The 26,525-nt window shown below is 37.0% G+C and carries 30 protein-coding genes, 1 other RNA gene and 1 pseudogene; 20 read left to right on the plus strand and 12 right to left on the minus strand.

The window, feature by feature from the left end; genetic code table 11:
• Positions 1-36 precede the first annotated feature (36 nt).
• From UP17_RS11495 to UP17_RS11510, 6 genes and pseudogenes are all read left to right on the plus strand, one after another.
• Complete coding sequence (locus tag UP17_RS11495; protein WP_155727303.1) at positions 37-507, plus strand: UPF0158 family protein; 471 nt, start codon at positions 37-39, stop codon at positions 505-507.
• 248 nt (positions 508-755) lie between these two features.
• Positions 756-1,160: pseudogene (locus tag UP17_RS11500) on the plus strand (IS110 family transposase); the annotation flags it as partial.
• 486 nt (positions 1,161-1,646) lie between these two features.
• Positions 1,647-1,898, plus strand: coding sequence for a YolD-like family protein (locus tag UP17_RS29535; protein WP_061463128.1), 252 nt, complete (start codon positions 1,647-1,649; stop codon positions 1,896-1,898).
• A gap of 4 nt (positions 1,899-1,902) precedes the next feature.
• The gene (locus UP17_RS29235) at positions 1,903-2,025 is read left to right on the plus strand and encodes a hypothetical protein (protein WP_260089139.1); all 123 of its coding nucleotides are present in this window, start codon (positions 1,903-1,905) and stop codon (positions 2,023-2,025) included.
• Between the two features lie 143 nt (positions 2,026-2,168).
• Positions 2,169-2,336: a hypothetical protein gene (locus UP17_RS27555; RefSeq protein ID WP_153246107.1), complete on the plus strand. Its 168-nt coding sequence runs from the start codon at positions 2,169-2,171 to the stop codon at positions 2,334-2,336.
• A 24-nt stretch (positions 2,337-2,360) separates the two neighbouring features.
• On the plus strand, positions 2,361-2,618 hold the full coding sequence (locus UP17_RS11510; RefSeq protein WP_061463129.1) for a hypothetical protein: 258 nt from the start codon (positions 2,361-2,363) through the stop codon (positions 2,616-2,618).
• A gap of 139 nt (positions 2,619-2,757) precedes the next feature.
• Here the strand turns inward: UP17_RS11510 and UP17_RS11515 are convergent, their stop codons facing one another.
• On the minus strand, positions 2,758-3,297 hold the full coding sequence (locus tag UP17_RS11515) for an ECF transporter S component (protein WP_061463130.1): 540 nt from the start codon (positions 3,295-3,297) through the stop codon (positions 2,758-2,760).
• 202 nt (positions 3,298-3,499) lie between these two features.
• Between UP17_RS11515 and UP17_RS11520 the strand changes: the two genes are divergently transcribed.
• Together UP17_RS11520 and UP17_RS11525 are read left to right on the plus strand one after the other, a co-directional pair.
• Positions 3,500-4,348 carry a pyridoxamine kinase gene (locus UP17_RS11520; protein ID WP_061463131.1) on the plus strand — a complete coding sequence of 283 codons (849 nt, stop codon included), beginning with the start codon at positions 3,500-3,502 and terminating at the stop codon, positions 4,346-4,348.
• Between the two features lie 310 nt (positions 4,349-4,658).
• The gene (locus tag UP17_RS11525; protein WP_053346496.1) at positions 4,659-4,862 is read left to right on the plus strand and encodes a hypothetical protein; all 204 of its coding nucleotides are present in this window, start codon (positions 4,659-4,661) and stop codon (positions 4,860-4,862) included.
• A 118-nt stretch (positions 4,863-4,980) separates the two neighbouring features.
• On the opposite strand, the gene UP17_RS11530 is transcribed toward UP17_RS11525, so the two are convergent.
• Positions 4,981-5,214 (minus strand): helix-turn-helix domain-containing protein, encoded by a 234-nt coding sequence (locus tag UP17_RS11530; protein WP_061463132.1) that lies wholly within the window; start codon positions 5,212-5,214, stop codon positions 4,981-4,983.
• Positions 5,215-5,411: 197 nt separating this feature from the next.
• Here UP17_RS11530 and UP17_RS11535 point away from each other — a divergent pair, with 197 nt between their 5' ends.
• Both UP17_RS11535 and UP17_RS27560 read left to right on the plus strand, forming a co-directional pair.
• A complete protein-coding gene (locus UP17_RS11535) occupies positions 5,412-5,672 on the plus strand; it encodes a hypothetical protein (RefSeq protein ID WP_061463133.1) in 261 nt (86 codons plus the stop codon).
• On the plus strand, positions 5,672-5,845 hold the full coding sequence (locus tag UP17_RS27560; protein WP_155727304.1) for a hypothetical protein: 174 nt from the start codon (positions 5,672-5,674) through the stop codon (positions 5,843-5,845). Before UP17_RS11535 ends, UP17_RS27560 begins: the two co-directional genes overlap by 1 nt.
• A 339-nt stretch (positions 5,846-6,184) precedes the next feature.
• On the opposite strand, the gene UP17_RS11540 is transcribed toward UP17_RS27560, so the two are convergent.
• Entirely contained in the window at positions 6,185-7,246 is a 1,062-nt protein-coding gene (locus tag UP17_RS11540; RefSeq protein WP_061463134.1) for a DUF3900 domain-containing protein, read from the minus strand.
• A 329-nt stretch (positions 7,247-7,575) separates the two neighbouring features.
• Here UP17_RS11540 and UP17_RS29240 point away from each other — a divergent pair, with 329 nt between their 5' ends.
• A complete protein-coding gene (locus UP17_RS29240) occupies positions 7,576-8,763 on the plus strand; it encodes a globin-coupled sensor protein (RefSeq protein WP_061463135.1) in 1,188 nt (395 codons plus the stop codon).
• A 419-nt stretch (positions 8,764-9,182) separates the two neighbouring features.
• Here UP17_RS29240 and tatA read toward each other — a convergent pair whose 3' ends face one another.
• Positions 9,183-9,389: a twin-arginine translocase TatA/TatE family subunit gene (gene tatA, locus UP17_RS11550; RefSeq protein ID WP_061463136.1), complete on the minus strand. Its 207-nt coding sequence runs from the start codon at positions 9,387-9,389 to the stop codon at positions 9,183-9,185.
• Between the two features lie 342 nt (positions 9,390-9,731).
• On the opposite strand from tatA, the gene ssrS reads away from it, so the two are divergent.
• Positions 9,732-9,919: non-coding RNA, 6S RNA (ssrS, locus tag UP17_RS11555), on the plus strand.
• 304 nt (positions 9,920-10,223) lie between these two features.
• Complete coding sequence (locus UP17_RS11560) at positions 10,224-11,591, plus strand: MFS transporter (RefSeq protein WP_061463137.1); 1,368 nt, start codon at positions 10,224-10,226, stop codon at positions 11,589-11,591.
• A gap of 848 nt (positions 11,592-12,439) precedes the next feature.
• On the opposite strand, the gene UP17_RS11570 is transcribed toward UP17_RS11560, so the two are convergent.
• Positions 12,440-12,766: a YnfA family protein gene (locus UP17_RS11570; protein ID WP_061463139.1), complete on the minus strand. Its 327-nt coding sequence runs from the start codon at positions 12,764-12,766 to the stop codon at positions 12,440-12,442.
• A gap of 296 nt (positions 12,767-13,062) precedes the next feature.
• Between UP17_RS11570 and UP17_RS11575 the strand changes: the two genes are divergently transcribed.
• Positions 13,063-14,016 carry a DMT family transporter gene (locus tag UP17_RS11575; protein WP_061463140.1) on the plus strand — a complete coding sequence of 318 codons (954 nt, stop codon included), beginning with the start codon at positions 13,063-13,065 and terminating at the stop codon, positions 14,014-14,016.
• 345 nt (positions 14,017-14,361) lie between these two features.
• On the opposite strand, the gene UP17_RS11580 is transcribed toward UP17_RS11575, so the two are convergent.
• On the minus strand, positions 14,362-15,447 hold the full coding sequence (locus UP17_RS11580; protein WP_061463141.1) for an MBL fold metallo-hydrolase: 1,086 nt from the start codon (positions 15,445-15,447) through the stop codon (positions 14,362-14,364).
• Between the two features lie 247 nt (positions 15,448-15,694).
• Here UP17_RS11580 and UP17_RS11585 point away from each other — a divergent pair, with 247 nt between their 5' ends.
• Positions 15,695-16,510 carry a type II toxin-antitoxin system SpoIISA family toxin gene (locus UP17_RS11585; protein ID WP_081108797.1) on the plus strand — a complete coding sequence of 272 codons (816 nt, stop codon included), beginning with the start codon at positions 15,695-15,697 and terminating at the stop codon, positions 16,508-16,510.
• Complete coding sequence (locus UP17_RS27565) at positions 16,507-16,683, plus strand: hypothetical protein (RefSeq protein WP_155727305.1); 177 nt, start codon at positions 16,507-16,509, stop codon at positions 16,681-16,683. The genes UP17_RS11585 and UP17_RS27565 overlap by 4 nt, the downstream gene beginning before the upstream one ends.
• Before the next feature lie 287 nt (positions 16,684-16,970).
• Here the strand turns inward: UP17_RS27565 and UP17_RS11595 are convergent, their stop codons facing one another.
• Positions 16,971-17,930: a sensor domain-containing diguanylate cyclase gene (locus UP17_RS11595; RefSeq protein WP_061463144.1), complete on the minus strand. Its 960-nt coding sequence runs from the start codon at positions 17,928-17,930 to the stop codon at positions 16,971-16,973.
• A gap of 633 nt (positions 17,931-18,563) precedes the next feature.
• Between UP17_RS11595 and UP17_RS11600 the strand changes: the two genes are divergently transcribed.
• Positions 18,564-21,134, plus strand: coding sequence for a DEAD/DEAH box helicase (locus UP17_RS11600; protein ID WP_061463145.1), 2,571 nt, complete (start codon positions 18,564-18,566; stop codon positions 21,132-21,134).
• Positions 21,135-21,217: 83 nt separating this feature from the next.
• Here the strand turns inward: UP17_RS11600 and UP17_RS11605 are convergent, their stop codons facing one another.
• On the minus strand, positions 21,218-21,424 hold the full coding sequence (locus UP17_RS11605) for a YqaE/Pmp3 family membrane protein (protein ID WP_061466070.1): 207 nt from the start codon (positions 21,422-21,424) through the stop codon (positions 21,218-21,220).
• Between the two features lie 329 nt (positions 21,425-21,753).
• Here UP17_RS11605 and UP17_RS11615 point away from each other — a divergent pair, with 329 nt between their 5' ends.
• Complete coding sequence (locus UP17_RS11615; RefSeq protein WP_061463147.1) at positions 21,754-22,425, plus strand: hypothetical protein; 672 nt, start codon at positions 21,754-21,756, stop codon at positions 22,423-22,425.
• Between the two features lie 123 nt (positions 22,426-22,548).
• Here the strand turns inward: UP17_RS11615 and UP17_RS11620 are convergent, their stop codons facing one another.
• Together UP17_RS11620 and UP17_RS11625 are read right to left on the minus strand one after the other, a co-directional pair.
• Positions 22,549-22,860, minus strand: a complete 312-nt coding sequence (locus UP17_RS11620; RefSeq protein WP_155727306.1) for a hypothetical protein — start codon at positions 22,858-22,860, stop codon at positions 22,549-22,551.
• Positions 22,861-23,070: 210 nt separating this feature from the next.
• Entirely contained in the window at positions 23,071-23,403 is a 333-nt protein-coding gene (locus tag UP17_RS11625; RefSeq protein ID WP_061463148.1) for a four-helix bundle copper-binding protein, read from the minus strand.
• A 172-nt stretch (positions 23,404-23,575) separates the two neighbouring features.
• On the opposite strand from UP17_RS11625, the gene UP17_RS11630 reads away from it, so the two are divergent.
• Positions 23,576-23,947: a DUF948 domain-containing protein gene (locus tag UP17_RS11630; protein ID WP_061463149.1), complete on the plus strand. Its 372-nt coding sequence runs from the start codon at positions 23,576-23,578 to the stop codon at positions 23,945-23,947.
• A 96-nt stretch (positions 23,948-24,043) separates the two neighbouring features.
• Positions 24,044-24,409 carry a DUF948 domain-containing protein gene (locus UP17_RS11635; protein WP_061463150.1) on the plus strand — a complete coding sequence of 122 codons (366 nt, stop codon included), beginning with the start codon at positions 24,044-24,046 and terminating at the stop codon, positions 24,407-24,409.
• Between the two features lie 209 nt (positions 24,410-24,618).
• Here the strand turns inward: UP17_RS11635 and UP17_RS11640 are convergent, their stop codons facing one another.
• A complete protein-coding gene (locus tag UP17_RS11640) occupies positions 24,619-24,810 on the minus strand; it encodes a DUF3934 family protein (RefSeq protein ID WP_061463151.1) in 192 nt (63 codons plus the stop codon).
• A gap of 256 nt (positions 24,811-25,066) precedes the next feature.
• Complete coding sequence (locus UP17_RS11645) at positions 25,067-26,398, minus strand: oligosaccharide flippase family protein (RefSeq protein WP_061463152.1); 1,332 nt, start codon at positions 26,396-26,398, stop codon at positions 25,067-25,069.
• Positions 26,399-26,525: the final 127 nt, after the last annotated feature.

Consider the following 26,525-nt stretch of genomic DNA (forward strand, 5'->3'; position numbering starts at 1 on the left):
AGGTGCATTAGTAAAAAATTGAAGGGTGATCAATAATTGAGAAATCCAGTAAAGATTCAGGCCATTATTGAAGAATTGGAAATGCAGTTTGATGAGTCTCGGACATTTTTAAATGTAAAAACTGGTGAAATCATTTCAGTAACTTTGGATGACTTGAGAGCAGCTGAAGATGAAGAAGAATTCGGGCATTTACCTGAGTGGGAACAAGAAGATAGAAAAGTTGCTAATGATGTATTTGAAAACTTTGAGAATTACAAGGAACTCCCAACAAAATATGAAGTAAATGAATATGAGATCATAGAAGACTTTTGCTTTACTGTTAGTGATGAAAGAAAGCAAGATAAATTATTAAGTTCAATTAAGGGGAAGGGTGCTTTTAGAAGGTTTAAGGACAAAATCATTGACTTTGAAATGGAGGACCAATGGTATTCTTATCGTGACGAACGCTATAAACAAATTGCGATTAAATGGTGTCTAGACAATAACATAAACTTTATTGATAAATAGACTTTAAAAATGTATGGCACGAGACCTATGGCTGAATAAGGTGATTGCTCTTTGTTCAACTAACGGGTGCTATAGTTGAAGTTCGGAGCTGTCTTTAAGGCGGCTTTTTCTTTATGCAACTATCGGGGCAGCATTCCTGTAATCAGTGAAATTGAAGTTTGAACAAAAAAATAACCTCTTGGTAAAATGAGAGAGTCCTGAAGCTCGGCGAAGAAAAGGACAAAACTCAAATACCAGGAGGCTTTAAAATGAATTATAACCAAAATAAGAAAATTGCTCAAATTACCTCTCAAACCCTTATTGTAGGGGTGGATATTGCTAAATTCAAGCATGTGGCACGTGCTCAAGACTTTAGAGGAATGGAGTTTGGATCACCTTGTTATTTTGAGAATACAAAAGAGGGATTCGAGCATTTTCTTAATTGGATTATGGAAATCAAGAAAGAACAATGTATGGAGAATGTGATAGTTGGGATGGAACCGACAGGGCATTATTGGTTCAACCTAGCTCATATGTTAAAAGAAAATGAAATTAAGTTTGTAGCTGTAAACCCTTTGCACGTCAAGAAAAGCAAGGAGCTTGATGATAATTCTCCTACTAAAAATGATGTGAAAGATGCTAAAGTCATTGCACAGTTGGTCAAAGACGGAAGAAGTTTTGTCGTAAACACACAAAGACATCACTTTTGTGTCAAATGTAAATGTATTTTTATTTTTATTTTCTATTCTGTCTCACTATAACAAGATTACTTGTCATTTCGAGACAGTTTTTTTATGCGTTATCAACTTCCTATAATTTATCTTATGTTAACTATATAGATGGAATAGTTACCTTTGCTTTTATCAGCTTGATAGCTGGTATCAAGTTACTGCCACACCTGTCACTCAAATCAGGCAATAAAGCCTCGCATTGATTAGAACATCAAGTGTTGGTGGTGTAGTTTGTGAAGTAATGTTCTTAAACTAAAGAAGCAGGTTAGTAGAGAAGATGAAGAAGACTCATTAGGTTAACCCCTCCTTTTTTTGCATTGAATGCTATTCATTTGAACCCGTATTCTTTACATTTTAAGTGACTTTATTAATAGCATTCGTTGTTGCAGTAATACCGAGGGTTAGTATAGTATAAACAACTTTTTATCGATGTTTCTGTGGGGATGTGGATGGGATGAATACCAGTTAGAGGAGTTTGAGGACAAGATACACACTGCTATGGAGTTTGCTTCACCTGTAATGTTTACTGTTTGGGAAGATGGATTTGATTGGGAATATACAGGAATGATACATAGGTTAGATCCTTTGACAAAGATGATACATTTAGAGTTGGAAAATGAGAAGGGACATATTATTAGGGTGAAGTTTGAGGATATTGTTGGGGTAGAGGTAAGGGAGTGAAAAAATGACTAAAGCAAAACCAAAAAGAAAACTGTGGATTAAGAGTAGAACATTCCTAAATGAATTTACAGTAGATGAATACTTGAAAAAAGAAGTGAAGTTAATCTTAGCTAAATATACAAAATGAATAGAAATCACCAGTCTATACGATTGGTGATATTTAATTTTCTATAATTTTACTCGTTACTATTTTCATAGATAATTTAGTGAAATGTGAATATAAGATATTTTGTTTGGAGATTATTATGTAGGACAGGAGAGTGATATTGATTGGATAAAAAGTCAAAGAAAATTAATCTTAATGATGTCGATATGACCGATGTAGAAGTTATTTCAGCGGATAATATCGATATTAATGAATATTTTAGAAGGAAGCTTTTCGAGTGTATAGCCAAAGAAGAAAGTAGGCTGTTTTTGTATAAGGAAAAGAATAAATAGTTTAATTGAAAGGACTATTCTAATGTGAAAAAGAGTAAACCAAGAAAAGAACTGCGAGGAAATGGCTATTTTGTAAATGAACCTAACTACGAATTAATGGCTAAGGCGTTTACGGAACTATACTTTAGTTTTACTAAAGGTGGATCTGGAGATTTAGAATTCGACAAATTAGGCACGATAGCTTTATTTTCTGCATTGGCAAATGATGAAGAAGGGAAACAAAAGGAATTAGATAAAATGAGAGCTCACGTTAAAAGACTTAAGAATGAAAAAAAGAAATAGATAAAGTCTTGTCGTGGTCATCTAGTTTACCCTCTGCATGCAGAGTACCGATAAAAACGGAAGCAAACAAAACATAGCTCCCAAATACACCATCCATGTAGTATTTGGGGGCTACTTGACGTTTACCTTTATAGCGAATTTACTTAAAATAAGGAACCTTTTTCAAAGCCACACAAACTGGAACGGCAACGATAATTCCTAATATATTTTGAACGAGATCTCCAGGTATCGAAGCTAAAGGTGCAATCCAATTACCGTATAGAATCCCTTCACCAATATAATAAACAGCTATCATAAATGGAATGGAAACGATTGTTGCTATTACATTGAAAGCAATGCTAGTACCGTTGCGACCCTTTGACCAAGCGATTTTACCAACTATATATCCTTGCAAACCACGCGCCACAATGGTGATAGGTGCCCACAATGTCCACCCTCCAACTATATCAAATAACCCCATTCCGATCGCACCAGCAAGAGCTGCTTTTTTAGGACCAAATAAAATAGATGCAATAAAAAGCATAGCTGTTCCTAGATGAACTAACCCTCCATTTGAGGCAATTGGCAGTTTAATATTCAAAAAGAAAGTAGATAGGAACACAAGTGCAATCAACATTGCGGTAATAATTAAATCCATAGTTTTTTGACTTGACCTTGAATAACTTTGTGTATTTTGCATATCTGTAAACCTTCCTAACTAGAATTTTCCTATGATTTTAGCAAAAGACTGGTGTCTATAAAAGTGTCAATTTATTAAAAAACTATGAGGTCAGTTGATAAAAAATACAGATATTATGAAAAGAGAGAGGAGATGACTGTTTTTAGCTGATTTATGATAAGATAAATAAAGTTTAAAGTGGATAGGCCATATGGAGGTTATTATGAAAAAAGTTGCTGTACTACAGGATTTATCATCTTTTGGAAAATGTTCATTAACAGCTGCAATTCCGGTTCTTTCGGTCATGGGCGTGCAGGCATGCCCTTTACCAACGGCCATATTGACTGCGCAAACCGGATATCCAAGTTTTTTTTGTGAAGATTTTACATCCAAAATGAAATACTTCATAGAAGAATGGAGCAAGCTTAATGTAACCTTTGATGGAATCTATACCGGCTTCGTTACTGGTGAAGAGCAAATTAATAATATTTTCCATTTTTTAGATAAATTTTATACAAAAGAAACCATTTTACTTGTTGATCCAGTAATGGGAGATATAGGAGAAGTTTATAAACTTTTTACCGATGAATTACTGGTACTTATGAGAGAACTGGTGAAGCGTGCAGATGTCATTACACCAAATGTTACAGAGTGCTGTTTATTAACCGGATTGTCTTATGAAAAGCTGCATAGCTATTCTAACGAAGAGGACTATATTAAAGCGATAGAAGAAGCAGGGAATATGTTGCAGCAAGAAACGGGAGCTCAGGTTATCATCACTGGAATGAATCCACCGTCAGCAGATTCAGAGAAGCAGTTTATCGGAAATATGTATTTGGACGGAAGTAGAACCTTTTATAGTGCGACGCAGTATAACGGTGAAAGCTATTCAGGTACTGGTGATTTATTTGCATCTGTGATTATGGGAAGCATGATGCGTGGAGAGAACCTAGAAAAATCCGTACAGCTCGCAGTGGCATTCCTGACAGAGGCTATCAATGATTCCTCCTTGGAGCAAATTTCTAAAGTAGAAGGAGTTAACTTCGAAAAATATTTACGAATGTTATTATGAATGCTTTAAAAAATGGAAAAAAATAGAGTGACAAAAGCTCGGCTTTTTGACTAACCGAGCTTTTTGTATAAATCAAATAGTACTTATATTTTGCCGAATATTGTAAAAAATCTCACTTAAATAATAAGGAAACTTTCTATTTACCTCACAACAGCCAGTATTTATGTTCGTTAAAGTTTGAAAATATTTAACTTCCATAGACCTTTACAAAGATTAAGAAAAATTACTTGAAGAAGAAACAATATTATCTACAATCGAGGAATTAGAAGCTCTATTTCCTGATAAGGATAGATCAGAAATTATAAAGAAAATGCGTCAATTAGGTTGCTTAGAATTAAAAAACGCAAAAATTCCATGGAGTGCAAAAACAAATAAAGAAGATAGACCGCCTTGTAAAATTACTTATGCTAATGAGCCTAATATGGAATTAATGGCTAAAGCATTCACTCACCTATATTATGAACTATTAAAAAAGGGTAAACTTAACGATAAACCTTGGCTTGAAGAGGAATGAAAAAGCTAAGGAATATACCTCAGCTCAGTTAAGGGGAATTAATAAAGAAAGAAAAGCTAGTGATAATAATATTTTTTACAATAAATTTCTTGTTTATACAAAAGACCACCAGTAATTGCTATTGGTGGTTTTCTTCAGTTTGAACTAATTCAATTTCAAATAAATCTTCTATAGATATATCTAATGCTCTGGATATTAAAACTGTATGAGTATCCTTATGACTTTCTAATTTATCAAACCTTGAAATGTTTCCTTGAGGGATTCCTGTAAGTTCACTCAATTTAACTTGTGTCATTCCTCTTTCCTTCAATACTTTACCTAATCTTGGAGTGACCTTTACTGTAGTTTTCATTCTCATACAACCCCTTTTATTTACTTATATAATTATACTATATCCTATATCGTCTAGAATATAAAAAAATAATTTGGAAAAATTGTAATTTATTGTTGATATAATATATACTATATAGTATAGTTAACTTGTCAGCAAGACGGACAACGAAAAAATCCAAACAAAAAACAACCGAAAGGCAAAAGGGGATAAATAATATGACAACTCAAACAATTGAGGTTAAAAAGGTATTCGTAACTGACAACCAAGAGCAATGGATTGTATTTGAAGAAGAAATGCAAGCAGGATTCCAATACAAACTTGCTACTATTGACGACCTTCACGATTATGTAGCTGGAACTGGCGAAGTGTTTACATACAACGTAGAAACATCAGAGGGTGTGGTTCAATGGCATGAAGAACACTTTTCTTATGATTCTCCAGTTGACTACATCTGTGAATACAGGGTGATCAACTAATGAATAACAGATATCTTCCTTCCATTACTCTCGCCAATGATGTCCTCCAAGAAATTATCACAGCCACTGAGTTAGAGATTACCGAGTTAAAGAAGCAACTTGATAAAAAAACGATAGGAAAGGTAATAAAGAAGCTGCAAAAGTCACGGTGGAAGTGTTATTCGCTACAATGAGGAAGCTAACATCTTATGAGAAAATGCAAAAGAATCTTCCTAAACGTGGCAGGCAAGGGGAAATTTATAACTTTGGAATACCAGAACGTGAAGTTGTATGAAAACAAGTTCTATAAGAAAAGAGCCTAAGTAGCAGTATTTACTTAGGCTCATGATAAGCATGCATTTTTAAAAAATATATTTAACTTCTTAATTGAAAATAGGACTTAGAAAAAATAAACAAACTGGAGAAACTACTAACAAAAGTTAGTAGTTAGATTTAAGAGTATTAATAGTATATTAAGGTCTAAAATTGATCACATACTGCTCACATTTTTGCTCACAAAAATCGGGCTATTATCAACTTTTATTTATGATTTTTTCGATTAGTATTTGCAAATCATCCGGCTTATGAAACTCAATCGGCGAAACGCCTTTATCGAACTCTATTGTATTGGATTCTATCATCAATACATACTTCCCATTAATCTTGCCTAAATGGATGCTTTCGCCGAAATCAGCAAGCAAGCCTTTAACCGAAGTACTTCCTAGCTTCATTCGCAGTTCGGCTTCAGGTGTATGCTCGACAATCTGGGCTGTGGCTTCGACGACTTGGTGGGTTTCAAGGCGTTCCTGAATTTCTCGCTTTTCACTGGTTTCCCAGATTTCTAGGTCCTGTTCGAATTTGTGCAGTTCGTCACTGTTTTCTTCGAATTGTGCGGATACATGTTCATGGACCATGTGGATGACCTGGTTTTTCATGATTTCCGGCATCGATTCGCCATATTCGACGAATTTCAAGAAGTCCTCGAAGTACCGGGCATGTGAGGCCTGGTGGATTTTCAGCTCGCCTTCTTCGACCATACCTTCTTCGGGCATGTAGGGGTATTGAATGGATTTCATATTTTTAGTGGTGATTGCCATTTCAACGTGCCTAATCAGGGTCCGTTCATCCGAAATGGAAGCAACTTTCGGCTCGAAATCACATTTTAATAAGAAAACGAATGGTTCATCGAGATATTTCGATAATTTAGCCGATGCGATTATGAAGACACCGCCACGGACGGCACTTGTATCAATATAAGACCGCGTGAATTGTTCATTTTCTTCTTGGAATTCTTCTTTCGTTTTAGCATATCGAACCCGGTTAAATACATTGTAATTAGGGTTGGAATCAAGTGCATGTCCTTCTTCGACAATGAAAGAACCGATTTTCGTCGGTATTTGTTCAGTTTTTGGATGACGGTCCACTTTTCGTTTGGAAATCTTCATTAATTCCCCATCCAAAAAATCCTTTAGTGGACTTTCTTCGTATTCTTCAGTATCAAGGGTTTGAAAATGTTTAAAACGTTTATCAGCCTGATCGCCTTTTCCTTCGACTTGGATTAAATAAAAAGACAGATAGGTAATAGTAAAATCCATGAATGTCACCTTCTTCAATTATTAAGCATAATTCCCGTACTTTTTTTAGACTTAATAAGTATAGAGATGTACGGTGATTCCGTCAAACTATTGGCGAGAATAAAAGAATAATTTTGGTGCATTATTTCAAAATCATACTTAAAGAAAAATAGGGATAATGTTAAAACTCCACAAGACCAAAATAAAGGATTACAGGAATACTCCATGAACGGTTAATCTAATAGGTAAAATGAACTGCAAAATAAAAATATATTTTAAAGTAGATTAATTTAACAGCCTTAATGTCGAAATAGTATATATGGGTAGATAAATTGGAGGGCAATTCAATCATGAAAAGTATATGGAGAAACAGACAAAAGATAGATGCTATAGACTATATGCAATTTAAGGAACAAGTCGGTATAAATGTCACTGAATTTCCGAGCGTATTGGCTCAAGTGGACATGATTCATTTGACGATCGGGGATTTATGTATTATTCGGTCTTTACAAGGTGAAGTAAAAGAACAATTGAGCCAAATTATAGAAAATTTTTATAAAAATCTAAAAAATGAATCCTCTTTAATGAAAATCATTTCGGACAATAGTTCTGTTGATAGGTTGAAAAAGACGCTTCATCGTCATATGTTCGAAATGTTCAGTGGTACAATTGATGATGCGTATATCAAACAGCGTTATGCCATCGCACAAGTACATGTGCGAATAGGACTGCAGCCAAAATGGTATATGAGTGCTTTTCAAGATTTACTGCAATCATTAATCATTCATGTAATTTCCAATATAAAGAATACTGAGCAATATCAGAATAACATTCTGGCTATCACCAAAATTTTCAATTTAGAGCAGCAAATCGTTTTAGAGGCATATGAGCTTGAAAATGAAAAGATGCGTATAAAAAACCATGAAGAAAAAGAAACGATTAAACTGCAGGTGAATCATAATGCAGAAGAATTGGCAGCAATCAGTCAAGAGACAAGTTCAGCGACTCAATTAATGGCAAATAAGGTAGTCGAAATTCATGATTTCACTCAAAAGGGTTCGGAAATTGCAATAGAGACAGAGGGAAAATCAAATGAAGGCGTTGAACTGTTACAAGGATTAGAGAAAAGATTGGTAAAAACACAGGAGCAAATGACGCTCATCTCAAAAGATATGGAACACCTATCCAATACATCAAAGGAAATCGGACGAATTGTCACGATAATCACTTCAATTGCAGAACAAACGAATTTGTTGGCATTGAATGCAGCGATTGAAGCGGCAAGAGCGGGTGAAAATGGTAGAGGATTTGCGGTTGTAGCCGGTGAGGTAAGGAAGCTTTCGGAAAATACCAAAGAATCAATTTCGGAAGTAGTGAAACTCGTTAGTGGCATTGCTCATTTTACTAATGTTATGAAAACATCTATTTCAATGGTTAGCGGGGAGATTACTAAAGGCACGGAACAAGGTAAAGAAACGAGCGTATTTTTATACCGATATCGCAAAGGCCATGCTTTCAGTAAAAGAGCAGAATATTAAAATCACCAAGGAAATGACTGAACTGAATGCTATATTCGAGGAAATTGATGAAGCGTTCAAGCAAGTGGCCGTTTCCTCGGATCAATTGACTCAATTAACGATGAACTTGTAGAAGTTCATAAGGTTTTTTAGAAGGAACTTCTTAAAGTGGCTTATGTTAGTATTTTATATTTTAATAAACAACTCGATAGAATACTTTGATAAAAAAACCTCAAAGCAATTAGGAATAAGGATTATCATTATTTAATCGGGTGTTTAATTAATCTCTTGAAATAATATAGGTTTAATGTTATATTAATAAAGCGATGAGCTAATTTGTGTAAGCCGAAGAACAAGCTTTTAGCTAAACGTCGGGATGTGGCCTGACGGTTCTACGCCTCAAACGCATCAAAGACGCCTGCTGCGTGCAGGCGTCTTTTTCATTTTAGCGATTCTTTTCTTGCAGCTTGAACGTCATCCTTGAATTCCTCTTGAATTTCTTCTGTTATTCCCTTTGTTGCATCCTTGAACTCCCTAAGCGAGGTGCCAACTGCCCGTCCGATTTGCGGAAGCTTATTGGGTCCAAAAACAATTAAAGCTAAAATAAGGATTAAAATTAAACCGGGAAAACCAATGTTTGAAAGCATAACTAGTCACTCCAATCAAATCTGATAGTTAATATTATAGACTCCTGACAAGTATTTGCAAATGTTATCTACTATTAATTGTAATGTTCAACATCATAAATTAGACTTCTGTTAGACAAGCATTTTAAATTTATTTTGCCCTATTTTATCTTGCACATTAAATCTAAAAATCTTTCCTGCCTATCTTAGCCAATGCAATATATAAAATTAATATGTGAAGAGTGTCGCTTTTGGTTTTTTCCGTATAGGGCTGCAGCTTATTTCGCTCATGTTACATGAAAAATTTTATTGATTGGGAATGATTAAACTTGCAAGATTGAAGGTATTTAGGTATTATAACTATACAAGCTGCGTTGTTCGTAATGATAATTAAGTTTTAACCTTTAAGCTGTAATAGGGAGTTTTACATCGAAACAGGAATGTTATGCCTCGTCACTGACTTGGACAACAGGATTGTTTTTGCAAACACCCACTTTGAGGAGTGGTGGTTTAAAACTTTCTTACTTGAATACGGCAATGGCGGCTTATATTTTTAAAATTAGAAACCAGTTCCGATTTGGGGCTGGTTTTTTGTTGTTTTTACTAATGTTCAGAGTGTTGTAGATAGATGCACGAATGGGTATTGTCAGAAAAATTAAAATGTAAGGATCCAAGATTTATGAATAATATGTGAAAGTTTTTATTGATATCTGATAATTAGCCATTATAATAATAATTAGATAACTCGGTTCACTATTTATATAAAAAGATGGTGAGTCGATATTTTTTAAGAATTACGTAAGCGCTATCATTTGGATGGAGTTACCGCAGTCACCTTAGGGAGGAGAAAATTTTATGGCTAGTATTAACACAACCGAGGTAATTAGCAACAGTAAATTTAACCGCTTTCATTTTGGGTTGCTGGCATGGTGTTTTATAATAATCCTTTTTGATGGCTATGACCTTGTCGTTTACGGAACGGTCGTCCCGGTATTGACGGAGGAGTGGAACCTAACTTCCGTGGAAGCGGGGGCTATGGGCAGCTATGGTCTATTTGGAATGATGTTCGGGGCGATCTTCTTTGGTACATTGGCAGATAGGATTGGCAGAAAAAATGTAATAGCGATTTCGCTGATTTTATTTAGTTTATTTACACTTTTATGTGGATTTGCGAACACACCTACCATGTTTTCGACTTTCCGATTTTTGGCGGGATTAGGGCTTGGGGGCATCATGCCGAATGTCATTGCCTTATTGACGGATTATGCACCGAAAACGATGCGGAGCATGGTCGTTTCGGTCGTTTTGTGCGGATATTCATTTGGAGGGATGCTTGCCCCGATACTGGGTATCTTGCTTATGCCGATCCTAGGTTGGGAGTCAATATTCTGTTTTGCGGGAATACCACTGTTATTTTTACCCTTCATGATGAAGCGTTTACCAGAGGCTTCTACGCATCTGATCAGAGTTGACAGAAAAGAAGAATTGATCAGGATATTATCCAAGGTAAGTCCTGAGAGCAATTTCGACATCAGGGACGAAATTGCAGAAGTGAAAAAAACTGATACGAATATGCCGATTGTTGGATTGTTTAAGGGGGCCCGTACTCTAAGCACCATGATGTTCTGGATCGCCTTTTTCATGTGTCTATTGATGGTATATGGATTGAATACATGGCTTCCCAAGTTAATGATCGGGGCAGGGTATGCGCTGAATTCAAGTTTAGGTTTCTTGATCGTTCTGCAGGGGGGAGCTATCATTGGCACGCTTATCATCGCTAAACTTTGTGATCGTTATGGATCCAAGAAAATGCTTGTGCCGATGTATGCGCTTGGGGCAGTCAGTTTGACGCTATTGGGAATGGGCGGAAGTTCCTTCATGATTTACACCTTGGTAGCGATTGCAGGTGCCTGTACCATTGGTGCCCAAAACCTCGTACAAGCCTATGTTTCACAATACTACCCACCAAATATTAGATCAACTGCATTAGGTGTGGCATCTGGAATCGGAAGGATCGGCGGTATGCTTGGACCTATACTCGGCGGATTTTTATTGTCCATCTCGCTGCCCATCCAATTGAATTTCATTGCCTTTGCCATTCCAGGTCTGATTGCAGCGGTTGCTTTATCATTCGTTCCAGTGAAAATGGCATATTACAAAAATGATCATTCGGAACCAAATGAAGAAATAGTGGTAGAATCCGATAAAATGAATGTTTTGTAAAGGTTAAATGCATGAAATGGAATGCATGGATACCCTCGCCGTCATTTCATGCTCATTCGTTTTTGAGGGCTTCTGTTGGAGGAGTCATGATTCCGGTATTTACACGTTTTAATAACGATTTTGGTGGAATTGTTCGCCCTGACCTTAGAGGGATAAGATCGAAAGAATAAAGTTTCTTAAATGTTCATAATTTCGCAATGCAATTCACTCCATTATATAAAGAATAAATGTTAGAATGATTGTACGGATAATTAATTCCTCCTTGAAGTGGAGCGAACTAGAAATTAATCTCATCTTATGAGAGGAGTCATTACTTTGAAATTTTTAAAACACATAATTTTTTGGTTATGCATTATAGGTACATTATTCTCTATGATATATTTCTTCATAGCGGAGATTCCGTTATATATTAAATTATTAGGCGCAGCGATCATCCTTTATCTTGGTTATGATCTAATAACCGAATCTAAGAAAAGAAAGCGTAAGGAAGCCTTGGATGCTTAATATTATAATCGTAAACGCCCTCTTTTGATAAGAGGGCGTTTTTTATGCAGGTGTCGGCAGTGTTGGGGGGATAGCATCATTTCAGCAGTGGGAATTTGGTTCATAACAATAATTTCAGCAATATGACTGTAAGCAGGCAGGAAAAGAAATTGTTCTAACGTACCCCAATCGAAAGCAGCTAATAAGCTTGCTTTAAGGCATGAGATGAATTCTACAAATAGGCGATCTATTGCCTATAGGGTTGGGTGGGAAGGCTGGTAAAGATACTTGGGCATTAGTAAAACGGCCAAACACCTAGTGAAGGTTTTAGTGAGGAATTAAAGGGCTAAGGCCCTTTCATTTTTTTACTGTCTAGGTCCCCATATAATGACTGAAACCCCGACTAAACAGATTGCAGCTCCAATCCAATCATATAGATCAGGAGTTTTCTTATCGATGCCCCATCCCCATAAAACCGATAAAACAATGAAAACCCCGCCATATGCAGCGTATACCCGTCCAAAGGTTGGGAACGTTTGGAAAGTTGCAATGATACCGTATAATACCAGCCCAAACCCTCCGGCTAAACCTAGATAAATGGATTTACCCTCTCTTAACCAAAGCCAAATTAGGTAGCCGCCACCAATTTCGGCTAGGCCTGCCATAAGGAATACTATTGTAGTAACTAACATTTATGTATACCTCTCTTTCTCGTTGAATTTTATCATACTTAGCAATGTTCTAAAGTGTTGACTTTTGAAGAAAAAGTGAATATGGACCGAAAGTTACATGGATCATCACCGTTAAAGCATGAAAATGATCCTTCTTTAATAAGATATTGTTATGCATGATTGATCAATGAAGAATTGTAACTTTCAATAGAATTTAAGCCATCATCATCTTTTAACACTAACTTGGATTGGACGTCAGATACAAAGGGTACTATACCTAAAAGGAAATATAGTAATCTAGTTGAGGAGTTGCATCCATGAAATCCCGAACATTTGTATGCATGTTAGCCCTATTTCATTCATGTATTGTCGGCCTATCTTTCTTATTCACGAAAATGGCGATTGCAGAATCGAATCCGCTTGATACTTTGGCGTTCCGATTCACGGTTTCTTTCGTGATCATTTTATTCCTTGTCGCCTTTAAAGTCATTAAGTTGAACTATTCCTGGGAGTCAGCTAAAAATCTGGTTCCACTATCCTTGCTATTCCCCACTCTTTTCTTTACCTTTCAAACTTTCGGACTTAAGTATTCGCAATCCACTGATGCTGGAATTCTGTCTGCCGTCACCCCAATTCTAACATTAATGATAGCTGGATATTTCCTTAAGGAGAAAACATCTTTATATCAAAAACTTTCGATTGTCTTGTCGGTAGGTGGGGTCATTTTTATTTTGATGATGAAAGGGAGCACGATCAATTTTTCCGACATGCTTGGGATGGTGTTGATTCTGCTCTCCTGTATTGCTACTGCATGTTATACAACGATGACCCGTTCGCTTGCCAAGGACTATACACCAGGTGAAATGTCCTTTTTCATGATGGGAACAGGCTTTGTCATTTTTAACGTTGCCGCGCTCGTTACCCATTTAAAACAAGCAACAATGCCTGAATTCTTTACACCATGGTCAAGCATGGAATTCATCAGTTCCATTTTGTATTTGGGAATATTGGCTTCATTGGTCACCTCGTTATTATCCAATACGATTTTATCAAAAATCAAAGCATCTCAAATGAGTGTATTTGCAAATCTTTCCACGGTTGTCACGATTGCAGCGGGAGCTCTCATTCTTGATGAAAATATTACAATCTACGATATTATGGGGTCAGTACTAATCATTTTAGGTGTAATAGGGACGAATTATTTTGAAGGGGAGAAAGAGCATGCGATAAAAGTGAATCTTGAATATAAAGAGGAACAAAGTGTGAAATGAATGAAAATGGTCCATCCTAATAGGAATGGACCATTCAGACTGTAGGCAAACTTGAACTGCCCCGTAAATGTTAACCAAACTAACATTTACGGGGTGTTTTTTTATGGCTTGTACAATTTGAATGTTGATTTCCGCTCCAGGCATTTTCGCGGGCGGTCTCCCTAGACTCGCTTTTCTAAGCAGGAGTCTCGCAGAGCCGTTCCAATCAGCTTTGTTACAAAACTTAGATAGAAATCATACCTGAAGAGTTGTAGGTATTGCTATGAGTCAGTTGGTTCGGGAACATCATTTGATAAAAGATACGTTTTCCGAACCCCTTTTTTCTACAAACTGAATGGTCCATTTTCATTTCCACCATATTGTTTGCGGAAAATTTGCTGAACCGATCAATACTTGCTCGCCCAGTTGAGGTGTGCAGACTTGGACGGCAAGATCATTGGCAGCTTTTGTTACCCGTTCTATCGGATCTGTCCAATCATGAAAAGACAATGTGAACCCAGCCCAATGAATGGGAATCATCAGTTTTCCTTGTACATCGATGTGTGCTTGAACAGTTTCCTCAGGCATCATATGGATGGTTGACCAGCGCTCATCATATTGGCCGCATTCCATTAAAGTTAAATCAAAAGGACCGTATTTTTCGCCGATATCTTTAAAATGGCTACCATATCCACTATCACCGCTGAAAAATACCTTTTCACGTTTTCCATTAATTACCCAAGAACACCACAATGTCGTATTGCCATCGGTTAAACTCCTTCCAGAAAAATGCCTTGCAGGTGTACAAACAAATTTCAAATCCTTGAATGAAACTTCATCCCACCAATTATGTTCCTGGATCAGTTCTTGTTTAACGCCCCATCTTTCAAGGTGTCCACCGACACCCAGTGGAACAATGAACTGACCGACCTTATCTTTTATTTTCTTTATTGAGAAATAATCCAGATGATCGTAATGGTCATGTGAGAGCAGGACGGCATCGATAGGAGGCAGTGAATCCAAATCAACAGGCAATTCCCCGCTAAACCGCTTGTTCCCAAACCAAGGAAACGGAGTGGGTGCTTTACCAAACATCGGATCCACCAAAATGGTTTTCCCGTCTATCTCCAACATGAATGCAGAATGACCAAACCAGGTGACTTTATTGGAATCCACAGATACAGGTTCTTTTGTTCCAATTCCGATAGGATGGTCTGGCCTTCTTTTTGGATTGCCTTTTATGTAATCCCGTAAAATGGAACCGGTATGTTTAAGACTCATCGATTGACTAGCAGGGATCTGATTGTGGAATTTCCCATTGGCAAAATTCTCTTTAGTAGTGAAACTTCGCACTTTTTCTTTGTTTGCCCGCCTCCCCAGCGGAGGATAGAGGTTAAGTACAAGTAACACTAATATAATAGAAGAAATGATGATCTTTATAATTTTCAGCATGAATTATGTTCCTCCCATATTAATCAGACCTTTCGTAAACTTATCATATCACAGAATTTGTATGGTTATTTACTGCGATATCCCACAAGAAAAATGATATAGATATACCCTCCTGGTAACAGGTGTTGCTGCTTGGTGAAATCGATGATTCATATAGTGGATAATCCCTTTGGGAGGAGTGTTTTGAAAAACTCATGACCAGTGTTTAAGTTTCACCCGCCCCAGGCAGGGAAAAGGGGTATATATAATGAATAATATAGAGAGCGGATATGTGAATAACAGCCGTATGAATTGTAGGGGGATAAAACGATTGTTAATGTTTTTCAGAGTCTTTGTATGGGTAGTATTTATTGCTTTATTAGCATATGTCATTCTTTCTTGGAAATATAAAGATAGGGTTAGTAAGAGGATTGAAGTGATTCGAAAAACCTGGTATGTCATTTTTATATTAGGAGCATTGATTTATTGGAATTTCTATCCAATGAGTATATTTAACGAATGGAAAAACTTCTTGATTATGGCTATTGTATTTATCCTGATAGATATGTTTGTGTTCTTGAGCATGTATATATCCAAAATTGGCGATAATGAACTGTCCTATGCAACAAAAGCCGTTGCGGAAAGTGATAAACTTTTAACGGATAATAGGGAAAAGGTCAAGAATATGTTTCATCTCCTTAAAAAAGAAGGGATTCCTGAGTATTATCAAACGAATAAGGAATACTTGGCTTATTTGAGCATTCTCCTTCAAGCTTATGCCGCAAAAGAAGGGATGAACGTGAAAATCCTTCCTTTCAAAACGGAACAGGACAAGCAATTGGTGATAAATGGGCATCCGAACTTGAATGGCAGTACCATTCGTGCTACATTGGAAAGAGAAGATACGTATTATAATGATGAAGAAAAAATGGCTCTGCAGCCAGTAAGTATATTGATGGAATCCTATATCCTTGACGTTAAATCAGAAAGCTTCGTTTCAGAAGTCGATTGTTTATTAATAGCATTATTAATCATGATGTTCGATATGGTCATAAAACAAAACCCGGGTGGTGAAGATAAATGAGCATTTATGATAAAGCCGGCAGTGAAGTGTCAGTTGCCGTAATCAAACCACAGGTGAAAATACCCGACGTGGGTTTGAGTCCCCATACCAAAAAGGTGATGAAACAAAACGAACGCATTATCCTGAAACAAAAAGAAAAAGCTGCACGCTTCAGCCGGTTAAAAAGTGTTTAATAAGAATCAAGGCAGAGGTTTTCCTTTGCCTTATGATATTTAATGGAAAGCCCGCATATACTATTCAAAATAAAGGAATAGGAAGGGTCTTTCAGGATATGAACAAAAAACCCGAGAGAGTTAACATCCCGGCCCCCTCGGCTTCACCATCCGAGAAACGGATACATAAGGAAAATGCTGATCTGCTCAAGCTGTTGCAAAGGCTTAAAGCTAAACGTTGGATTTTTTTAAGGTAAAAGTCAAAGCCAGTCTCTAAGGAGAACTGGTTTTTTTATTTTTCAGGAAAATCACAGCGGGTGAAAGTATTGAATATTCTTTCGACCTAACTCTTTAGCTGTATACATCGTACGATCAGCTTTTTTCAAAAGTGACTCCATTTCCGTACCATTATGCGGATAAAAGCTTATCCCTATGCTAACTGATACAAAATAATCATTTCCTTTAATGGGAATGGGCATTGTGGATAATTGGTTCAATATTAATTCTGCGTTTTGCTGTGTGCTTTTCATTAAATCCTCACAATGCGATGGATGTAATAATACAATGAATTCATCTCCACCTATACGTGCCACATGACTCCCGTGGGGGACGGTTTGCAAAAGACATTTAGCCGCTTTTTTTATAACGTCGTCTCCAGCATCATGACCGAAGGAATCATTGAAAAATTTAAAATGATCAAGATCGATGTAAAGAATGGCCATTTCATCGTTTGTTTTATCGTCATGAAAATCAAAATAATTATAAATGAAGTGCCTATTATAAAGACCTGACAAAGGATCTCTGATTATCCCATCTTCAAGAATGATGGTTTGACTAATCAAAGCTGCCAAAGATTTGATGAGTATCATATCATACTCCTTAAAATCATAAGGTTTAATGTCGAAAGCACATAATGTACCAATGATTTCACCCTCATTTATAAGGGGCGTCCCCATAAAACACCCATTCTCGATAAACTTCGTTACGGGGTGGCCACTAGTCAAATCATGTTTCTTTAAATTCGGGATAACGAGTGGTTCCAAGCCATTCTCAACAACTAATTTGCAATAAGCCATATTATAAGGAAGGATGTCACCTTCACAAATTAACTTAGCATTTCTATTGAAGGATTTGATCATAAAACTCTGTGTAGGATTCAATATCGAAAGAAAGAATGTATTGACATCAATGGTTTGGGCTAATAGTGCTAATACTTCTTTAGCCATAGAGTCAAAATTTTTATAATAATTGATATCTTGCTGAATCATTTTCAGGCTCCTCTTTTATCTTTAGTCTTTTTAGGTTTCCGGATGTTATTTCTCATATTGAACTAGAAAGACACAAAAGCGGAATCTGAATACCGTGACAGTTACCAGGATTTCCACTAAACTCAATTTAGGGGTTGGATTCGTTTTATTGATGGATAATGTAATCGGTAAGCTGACCGTTTAATGGGCTGTTTCTATTTTTCTTAATTCAGTATGATTGTCAGTCGGTTAAAAATTGACCCTTATTTTATTTTCGGCTTTTTTAATATCATTAAATTTCTTTTGCCTGATTTCCAAATGGCTAATCGGCTATTCGTTTCTGTATGCCGGTATGGGCATCACTCAATAACCGATATTTTCCTTTAAGTCAATAATCAGTCTATCTAACCTGTATTATACTGTACGTGAAATGGCAAGAGTACCGTTTCAGGTGCAAAATTAGTATCAATTTTCATATTTACCTTGGCTCGCATGAGGTTAAAGCAGCTTGGCATTTCTGTTCCTTGTCATGATTAAAGAACCACATGAATTACCTAGATAAAACGAATGTATCTGGCTCATTTAAAAAAATGTTTTGGAGAGGATAAAAGGTAAGAATAAAGTACATACAGGATAATTCAAAAGGGGATCATTATGGGAAAATTAGAAAGTATATATCCTATTGCTATAGACAATACAAAGGAAAAAATAATCCAGGATATGGATTACTTTTTAGAGAATCAAGAGACGATGCCTTCGTTTGCAACATATATATCAGACAGGGTTTCTTTTATTGAGCAAATTTGGATCAATGTTTGGTTAAATAAAGCATCAAACGATGTGCCCAGGAAGGAAAAAAAGGTGTTTCTAAGCGAAAGGGGATTTGTAACAGAAGGTTCAGATCATAAGCTGATAAATAGCATGTTCCGGAATGAATTAAAGAAGTATCGTCCTTTTGATGCCTTATCGTGGATAAAAAAATCCTTTGCTGAAAATCCAGATGATTGGGAGAAGAGATATAAAAATGCAAGGGATAACTTCACTAAGCGACAAGAAGAACAGCGGCTGGCTAAGCAACGATGGAAAATACGCGTTAGACTTCAAGAAGAGGCCAATACTTTTTTTGAAAAAAGCTCACTGCTTTTATATTTACATGTCAGGAATTATATTGCTGGAAACTTGGCAGCGGATCTTAATAATAAGCCTAAATTTCAATATGTCGATCCATACTTGCTTGAAGAACGATTGGTTGAAGAGGGGGGATTTCAAGCAGCTGAATACCTTATGGTCTCTGATTTTTTTGAAGAGCTGACAGGCGATATTCACTCGTTACTCGATTGGGGAAGGAACCATTTTGAGTATGAAAATTACTTCTACAGGTATGAAAGGCTAGTTTCGGAATTCATTCTGAAATTAGCCCCAGAAAAGTACTTGAACCAATTACCTGTTGCACTGCATCATGATTTTTTGGAGTCATATGGGGAAAGGCTGACGGTTGAAGACCTTCAAGGTATATTAAGGGATGAATTGGCTGATTTGTCTCAGGCCTGTTTTGATGAACTTCAGGAAGAATACCTTTCTGATTTACTGAGCCTTGAAGGAATTCCTTTTAATGAAACATTGCACGAACAAATATTTGAAAAGGACGAGGCGAACAGAGAAAGAAGAAAAGCTGAAGTATTGGCAGAGCAGGCAAAGAAGCTGGCTGAAGAGCAAAGGATGATTGATGACATTATCGGAAAGGCCTATACTCCATCATTAGGAAAAAAAGTTAGGTATGTTTTGCATATCGGAGAGACCAATACCGGGAAGACACATAAGGCCCTACAAAAAATGAAAGAAGCGGAAAGCGGTTTGTATCTGGCACCCCTTAGACTACTAGCCCTCGAAGTGTTTGATAAATTAAATGCGGATGGTGTTCCTTGTTCATTAAAAACCGGTGAAGAAGAAAAGGCAGTTGCGGGTGCTAATCATGTTTCCAGCACAGTTGAAATGTTTCATGAAAAAGACTACCATGAAGTAATCGTTATAGATGAAGCCCAAATGATTGCCGATAAAGATCGAGGCTTTTCGTGGTTTAGGGCAATCACACAAGCAAATGCGAAAGAAGTACACATTATCGGAAGCAAGAATATCAAAATGATGCTTTTGAACCTACTGAATGAAGCAGATTTAGAACTCCACGAATACAGACGTGAAATACCGCTGGAGGTAGAACAAAAGGAATTTGGATTGAAGTTTACCAAAAAAGGGGATGCGCTCATTTGTTTTTCAAGAAGGCACGTACTGGAAACCGCATCCCGTCTAAAAGAGAGTGGACATAATGTCAGCATGATATACGGCAGTATGCCACCTGAAAACAGAAAACGGCAAATAGAGTTATTCAATCGCGGTGAAACATCAGTGGTTGTAGCCACAGATGCGATAGGAATGGGATTGAACTTGCCAATCCGACGCATCGTCTTTCTTGAAAATGAAAAATTCGACGGGACTCGAAGAAGAAGATTGACTTCTCAAGAAATCAAACAAATCGCAGGTCGAGCAGGGAGAAAAGGGATTTACGATACTGGCAAGGTGGCATTTACAGCAGAGATTAAAATCATGAATAAGTTGCTGGAACAAGTAGATGAGCCAGTTCAGACCTTCACTATTGCCCCAACCTCGGCTGTGTTTGAACGTTTTCAAAAGTATTACAGGAATCTAGGAATATTTTTCGAAATGTGGGAGAGGTTCGAGCCTCCTAAAGGCACGAAAAAGGCATCACTATCGGAAGAAAGGGAGCTTTACGAGCTTATACGGGATACTGAAATCGAAGCGCGCTTTTCCTTAATGGATTTATATGGATTCTTGCATATCCCTTTTTCAGCGAAAGAACCAAGTCTGATCAAGCAGTGGCTGGAAACGGTCGAAGCGATTGCCGAGAGCAGTGAACTTCCTGAACCGATCATCAAGACTAAAAATCTGGAGGAATTGGAGCTTTCTTATAAAGCGATAGGCCTTCATCTATTATTTTTATATCGGATGGGTAAGAGGACTGAAACTGTTTACTGGGAGCGTATCCGTGAAGAAATCAGTGAGGGCGTTCATGATCAGTTAAAAGACGAAATGTTGAATTATCAAAAAAAATGCAAGCGCTGTGGAAAAAAGTTGCCGGATGACTCCCGTTTTCATATATGTGATGCTTGTTACCACAGAGGGCATAGGAAGTCACACAGATTCAACTAAACTGAAATTTTTCCAATATTGAGCAACCCGAATAAAGAACACCTTTGGTGTAGGATTCGGGTTGTAGTTTGTTGAATATATACTCAGTCATTCCGTCTCGCTTTAGCAATAAGTGATGCTTGCTGCTTCATACGTTTATCAGCTTTTTTATCATGCACCACTAAGATGGCATGAATTAAACCAGGTACGTAAAAAATTAGTGTGAGGATTAAATTAAACAAAGCCTGAATGGGTTTACCCGCTAATAATACGGCTAAGGGGGGGAAAAGAATCGCGATTAAATATAGAATAATAAACACTCTCCAAAATTATGATTTTCATCTGAATTTTACGACTTGACAATCTACAAGTAATACTAGCATTACTTGAAGTGTAAAGCTACCGTTCCATTTTCCTGATGATACGCCTTGCTATTGCCTTGATAAATATATGCCCGGGTGTCCGCTTCATACCCAACCGATTCGTCTTTAAAGATATATTTTTTGAGGGATTCTTTATCTTGGATTAAGCATGAGGTGGCTGGCTTAGGAAAAGGAAAATATCGTTTTTGCAGGTAGTGGGCAAAGGAACGTCTTTTTGTATTAGAATAATCAGAAAACTGGCTGAAAGCGGGAAATTCATGAGAAAAAAGATAGGCTGTTTGCATGCACACTATACAAATATTGAATATATAGAAAAAGCCTTCTCGAAATTTGATATTGAATGGCTTCATTTTGTAGATCCAGGCTTGATGCATAGGGTGGCGTCGGATGTAAAGTTTAAGTATTCGGATGCTCAAAAAATGGTTAAAGAACAAGTCGAATGGATTGCCGAATGTAAAGTGGATGCCATCCTGATAACCTGTACGAATTACATCGCCTTTTTAAACGAAGAACAACTCTCCTTACCCATGCCTATCATTAAAATCGATGAACCATATTTTGAACAAATTTGCCAATTGATGCAACCGCAAGTCATATTATTCACGAACCCTGCTACTGTCGAAGGAACTGTCAAACGTTTAAATGCACATGCTAAAAAATATGAGGGTGTGGATTTTGAAGTAATCATCATCGACAATACGTTTGAATTCATTATGCAGGGATTGGGTGAAAAATATAACCAAGAAATCGTTAAGTTCCTGCACCACTTTAATAGTGGGGAAAGACCGCTGTCGGTGGCGCAATTATCAATGGTTGAAGCAGCTCAACGTTATGAGTTTCAGACAGGAAACACAGTTTTAAATCCATTGCATGCATTAGTTGATTCCATGATCGTTCAACTAGAACTAAGTTCATTGAGTGGTCTTTGAATCAAATGATTTCTGGTGCCGCATGAACGGAACGTTTTTTAATTTCAAAAAAATGTATTTGTATATAGAAGAAAATAAAAAAATCCCTGATCTGGTTAAATCCCAGTGCAGGGACTTTTTTTATTATTCCTTTGTGCGGATTTGTTCACGGATGTTTTCAAGTTCTTCAAGGGATAGAGCTGTCAGGGAATTTTTTATTTCTTCTTCGACCCGTTTTCGATCAAGCTCCCTATATGCGCCCCACCAATCCCGCAGCCCTTCGGTGTTTTCGAGAAGATACTCTATATCAATTTCTTCTTGTTCATCATCTGATAAATATCGCATGACTGCACCTAATAATCGATTGAGTTTGGCTAATTCACTTTCCTTATCAGGTGAAGCGGGGGTATCTTTCACTTCTAAATCAGCTTTAGCCGGAACATTTCGAGGTGTCATAATATCCTCCTGTTTTTAATACTAGTGTGCCTAAAAATGGCGGTTTTCAATATATGTCTTTGGTATTTTTATAAATTTCATCTTTAAAAAATTTCAACATATACCTCGCTAGAATATATAAATTATATCATCATCCTTAAATAGATTTAACAAAATAATGAGTAGGTAAAGGGGAAGTAAAATAAAAGGAATAGCTTAGTGCTATTCCTTTCATAAAGCGGCTAATTTTATGCATTCTTCTGCGCATCTAAAGCATGCCTCAGCACATTTTTGACAATGTTCATGATCGTGATTTTTACATTCGTTCCCGCAGTTTTCACAGATCTTGGCACAAACTTCAGCCAACTCTGAAATAAACGGTGTACCTCTTCCTATCGCCTGTTCTAAATAAGAGCAAAAATCCGCACATTCCCGATCCAAGCGAATGCACTCCACCATCATGTTTACTTGATCTTCTTTTAAGCATGCGTCGTAACAATGATTACACGCAGTCATACAATCATTTAAAGTTTGGATAACAGATGAATAATTCTCATGTGACATGAACAAATCTCCTCCTGAATATGGTCTCTCCCTTACTATTATCCTTTATACTATCCTTTAAACTTCTTTTAGGTTAAGGTGAATAGCTCTATAAAACTGACCGGACACGTGAAAGGCTTTAGGGAATTAATGAAAGGGGCAGTGCATAAATTTAAATGAAAGGAGTGGATATATGAAAATGTTTATTAAATTAAGTGTGGCCAGTGTCTCCGGAGCCGTCGTGTATTTGATATATAATGTCAACCAGACGCTGCGTAAAGGAATGGGAACGCTCGAAGAAACAAATAAGACACTGGAAGAGGTAAGAAATGCGGTACATGGATTGACGCAAGAGTCCAAACAATTGATCCACTCTGCCAATCAAATTACAGCGGATGTAAAAGGGAAGATGGAAAATGTCGATCCATTGCTAGAATCAGCTCAAGATGTTGGGGAAATGATTCATAATGTAACCAATTCCATGAAAGAAGCCAGTTTGGAAGGCCGCCCTAAGGATTTATCCACTCGAACTGAAGCTGAGGGGGTTCAAATAATAATCAAATAGTATCATCATTTATCACTAAAAAACAGGCACCCCGGGATTCACTAACCTATTTAAAGTAATCGTTTCTACTATTTAATATAGAGGGGGAGCTTTATCTTGATAATTCAATATAGTGTGGCTGCGATCGCTTTAGCCTTCATTTGGTTGGTCGTATTTTTAATTAGTACTCTTCAAAAGGGAATGGTCACGATAGGAGAAGCCAATCAAACATTGGTTGAGGTGAGAAATGCCATCCACGATTTGTCCGGCGAATCGAAACAACTATTGCAAACTGCAAATGAAATCACCGACGATGTAAAAACTAAAATAAAAACGGTTGAACCATTATTGGATTCTGCTCAAGATGTTGGTGAAGCGATACATTCAGTTACAGACTCTGTTAAAAAAGCCACTAACGGCTTCCGGACAGAGTTTTCCCAGAAAAAAATCAATGCTATCAAACCCAAAAGCCAATTTAGATAATAAGATCATAATAAAAAGATGAAAGACACTGCCGGGTAAGGAAGTGTCTTTTTTGATGGTATGTATAATTATAGCCGTACTCATAGGATTAATCTGGATACCGCCGTTATTATCTATTAGACCCATTTCTCTCATACAGATCTCTTTACACCCTGTATGAGAATATGGAATAAACCTAAATTTTTTTTGTATGGATTTAAAACAAGCTATTATTTTTCGGTCTTGTCACCTGTAGACTGGCCGGAAGATTTTGATTCATTAGAATGTTTGACGCCTTTACTTACATATGGTTTTGCGCTTTTTTTCTTGTTGGCACCAGTTTTCCAACGATTCCAGCCCTTCTTGCCCGTACCTGTTCCTGTACCTTTACCCGTACCACTCTTAGCCTTAGCTTTACTCATGAAATCACTCCATTACTATTGTATGGTTATATTAAACCATTTTACTTGATTATTACCCAAGTATGTTGAAATATACAGTAACCACGGTGATATGTACAGGGAAAGGCTCAATATTTTTATCAGAATCTTTATAAACCAATAAAAGCAAGGATTTTTGCTGGATAGAACTTGCTTATTCCCACCTATTATTCCAATTATTTGCTGTGTTTCCTCAAAAATAAACTGAGTGGAGCAGAATGGATGGACCTGATTTTAGTCATTTTATCGATATGGACCTGGATTTCATCAAAAAGATACTTATTCCAATTTTTTTGCAAATGGTCAAGTAGTGCATGAAAGTTAATAATACAGCGCCCGTATTCATTCCTAAAATGATGCCTCCCATATTAAGTGAAGCTTGGGACCCTAGGATATACATCATTAAAAATGCAACGATATGGGACCAGACTGTATGGATGAAAGCATCTTTCACTAAGCCCAGGCCGATGAGATAGGCTTGCATTGGAATGACAAAAAAATGAAAAAGGAAATAGGGACATAATAATTTTAAATAGTATGAGGCAGATGTTGAGGAAAAAAAGAGAGAGGTCAAGGGTTCCGCAAAGAAATAAATGAAGAACACAGCTGGAACCCCATACAATACAGTAAAAGACATCGATTTTTGCAATAAAACCCTCAATTTTTCCTTATCCTGTTTCTTGTGCGCATTCGAAACATTCGGTATGAGCATGATCATTAAGGAATGTGCGATAAAGGCTGGAAAGAAGCCGATGGTCATCGCTACTCCAGTGAGCATCCCAAAATGCTCTGTAGCCACAACCGCACCGAATCCTGCTGAGAGAAGGGCAGTATGGATCAAAAAAGGTTGCATGGCATTAGTTATGGCATGAAAGATCCTTAATCCCATAGTGGGCAGCGAAACCGCCAATAACTTTTGTCGTGCATGTTTACCGGTTGTTCGCGAGTTTGTACCGCGTTTCATGATTCGCATTTGAAGGATCAAAAGGTTTATCAAGTATAGAAAAACGAGGAACTCACTGCCAATCAATACAAAAAAGGCCATCAACAATGATTTTTCTTGGTTAAAATGAAATAAGTTAAAGATGAGGAAAAGCAAACCAAATTGAATGATATCTTTCAAAAAGTTGGAAAAGGCAATCTTCCCCATTTGCTGGACACCCATGAAATACCCTCTTGCAATCGACGAGAATGCAACTATTGGGATTAAAGTGATGAGCAGCCATTTAATATAAGGATGATATCTGTCCATTATGGATGAGAAGGACAGTATGAAAGGCATGACTACACACATGACCAACACGATGACTGCAGCCATTTTAAGAGCATGGATGACTAGATTATAATGCAATGTCTGTTTATTTTCAGCAACGAATTTTGAAATGGAAATATGTAATTCAAGGCTGGCAATCACATATATCAAAAAGAAAATTGGCAATATGGACATATAAAGCCCCATGCCCTCTTCCTGTAATTCCCTGGCTAGGATCATGTTTACTAAAAATTCAATACATTCACCAAAAAACGCTGCGACAATCAAAATGAGCGTTCCCTTATAAAAAGACTTCATGTTGGACCACTCCTAACAAGGTGTTTGTATAAAGATATGAGACATGCCTTGGAATATTCATACGGAGCTCCACAAAACGTTGATACATAATGCGGCTATGGCTATGGGGAATACTAATTAATCTGTT

The organism is Peribacillus simplex (genome assembly GCF_001578185.1).
In the GTDB taxonomy this organism is placed as follows: Bacteria; Bacillota; Bacilli; order Bacillales; family DSM-1321; genus Peribacillus; species Peribacillus simplex_A.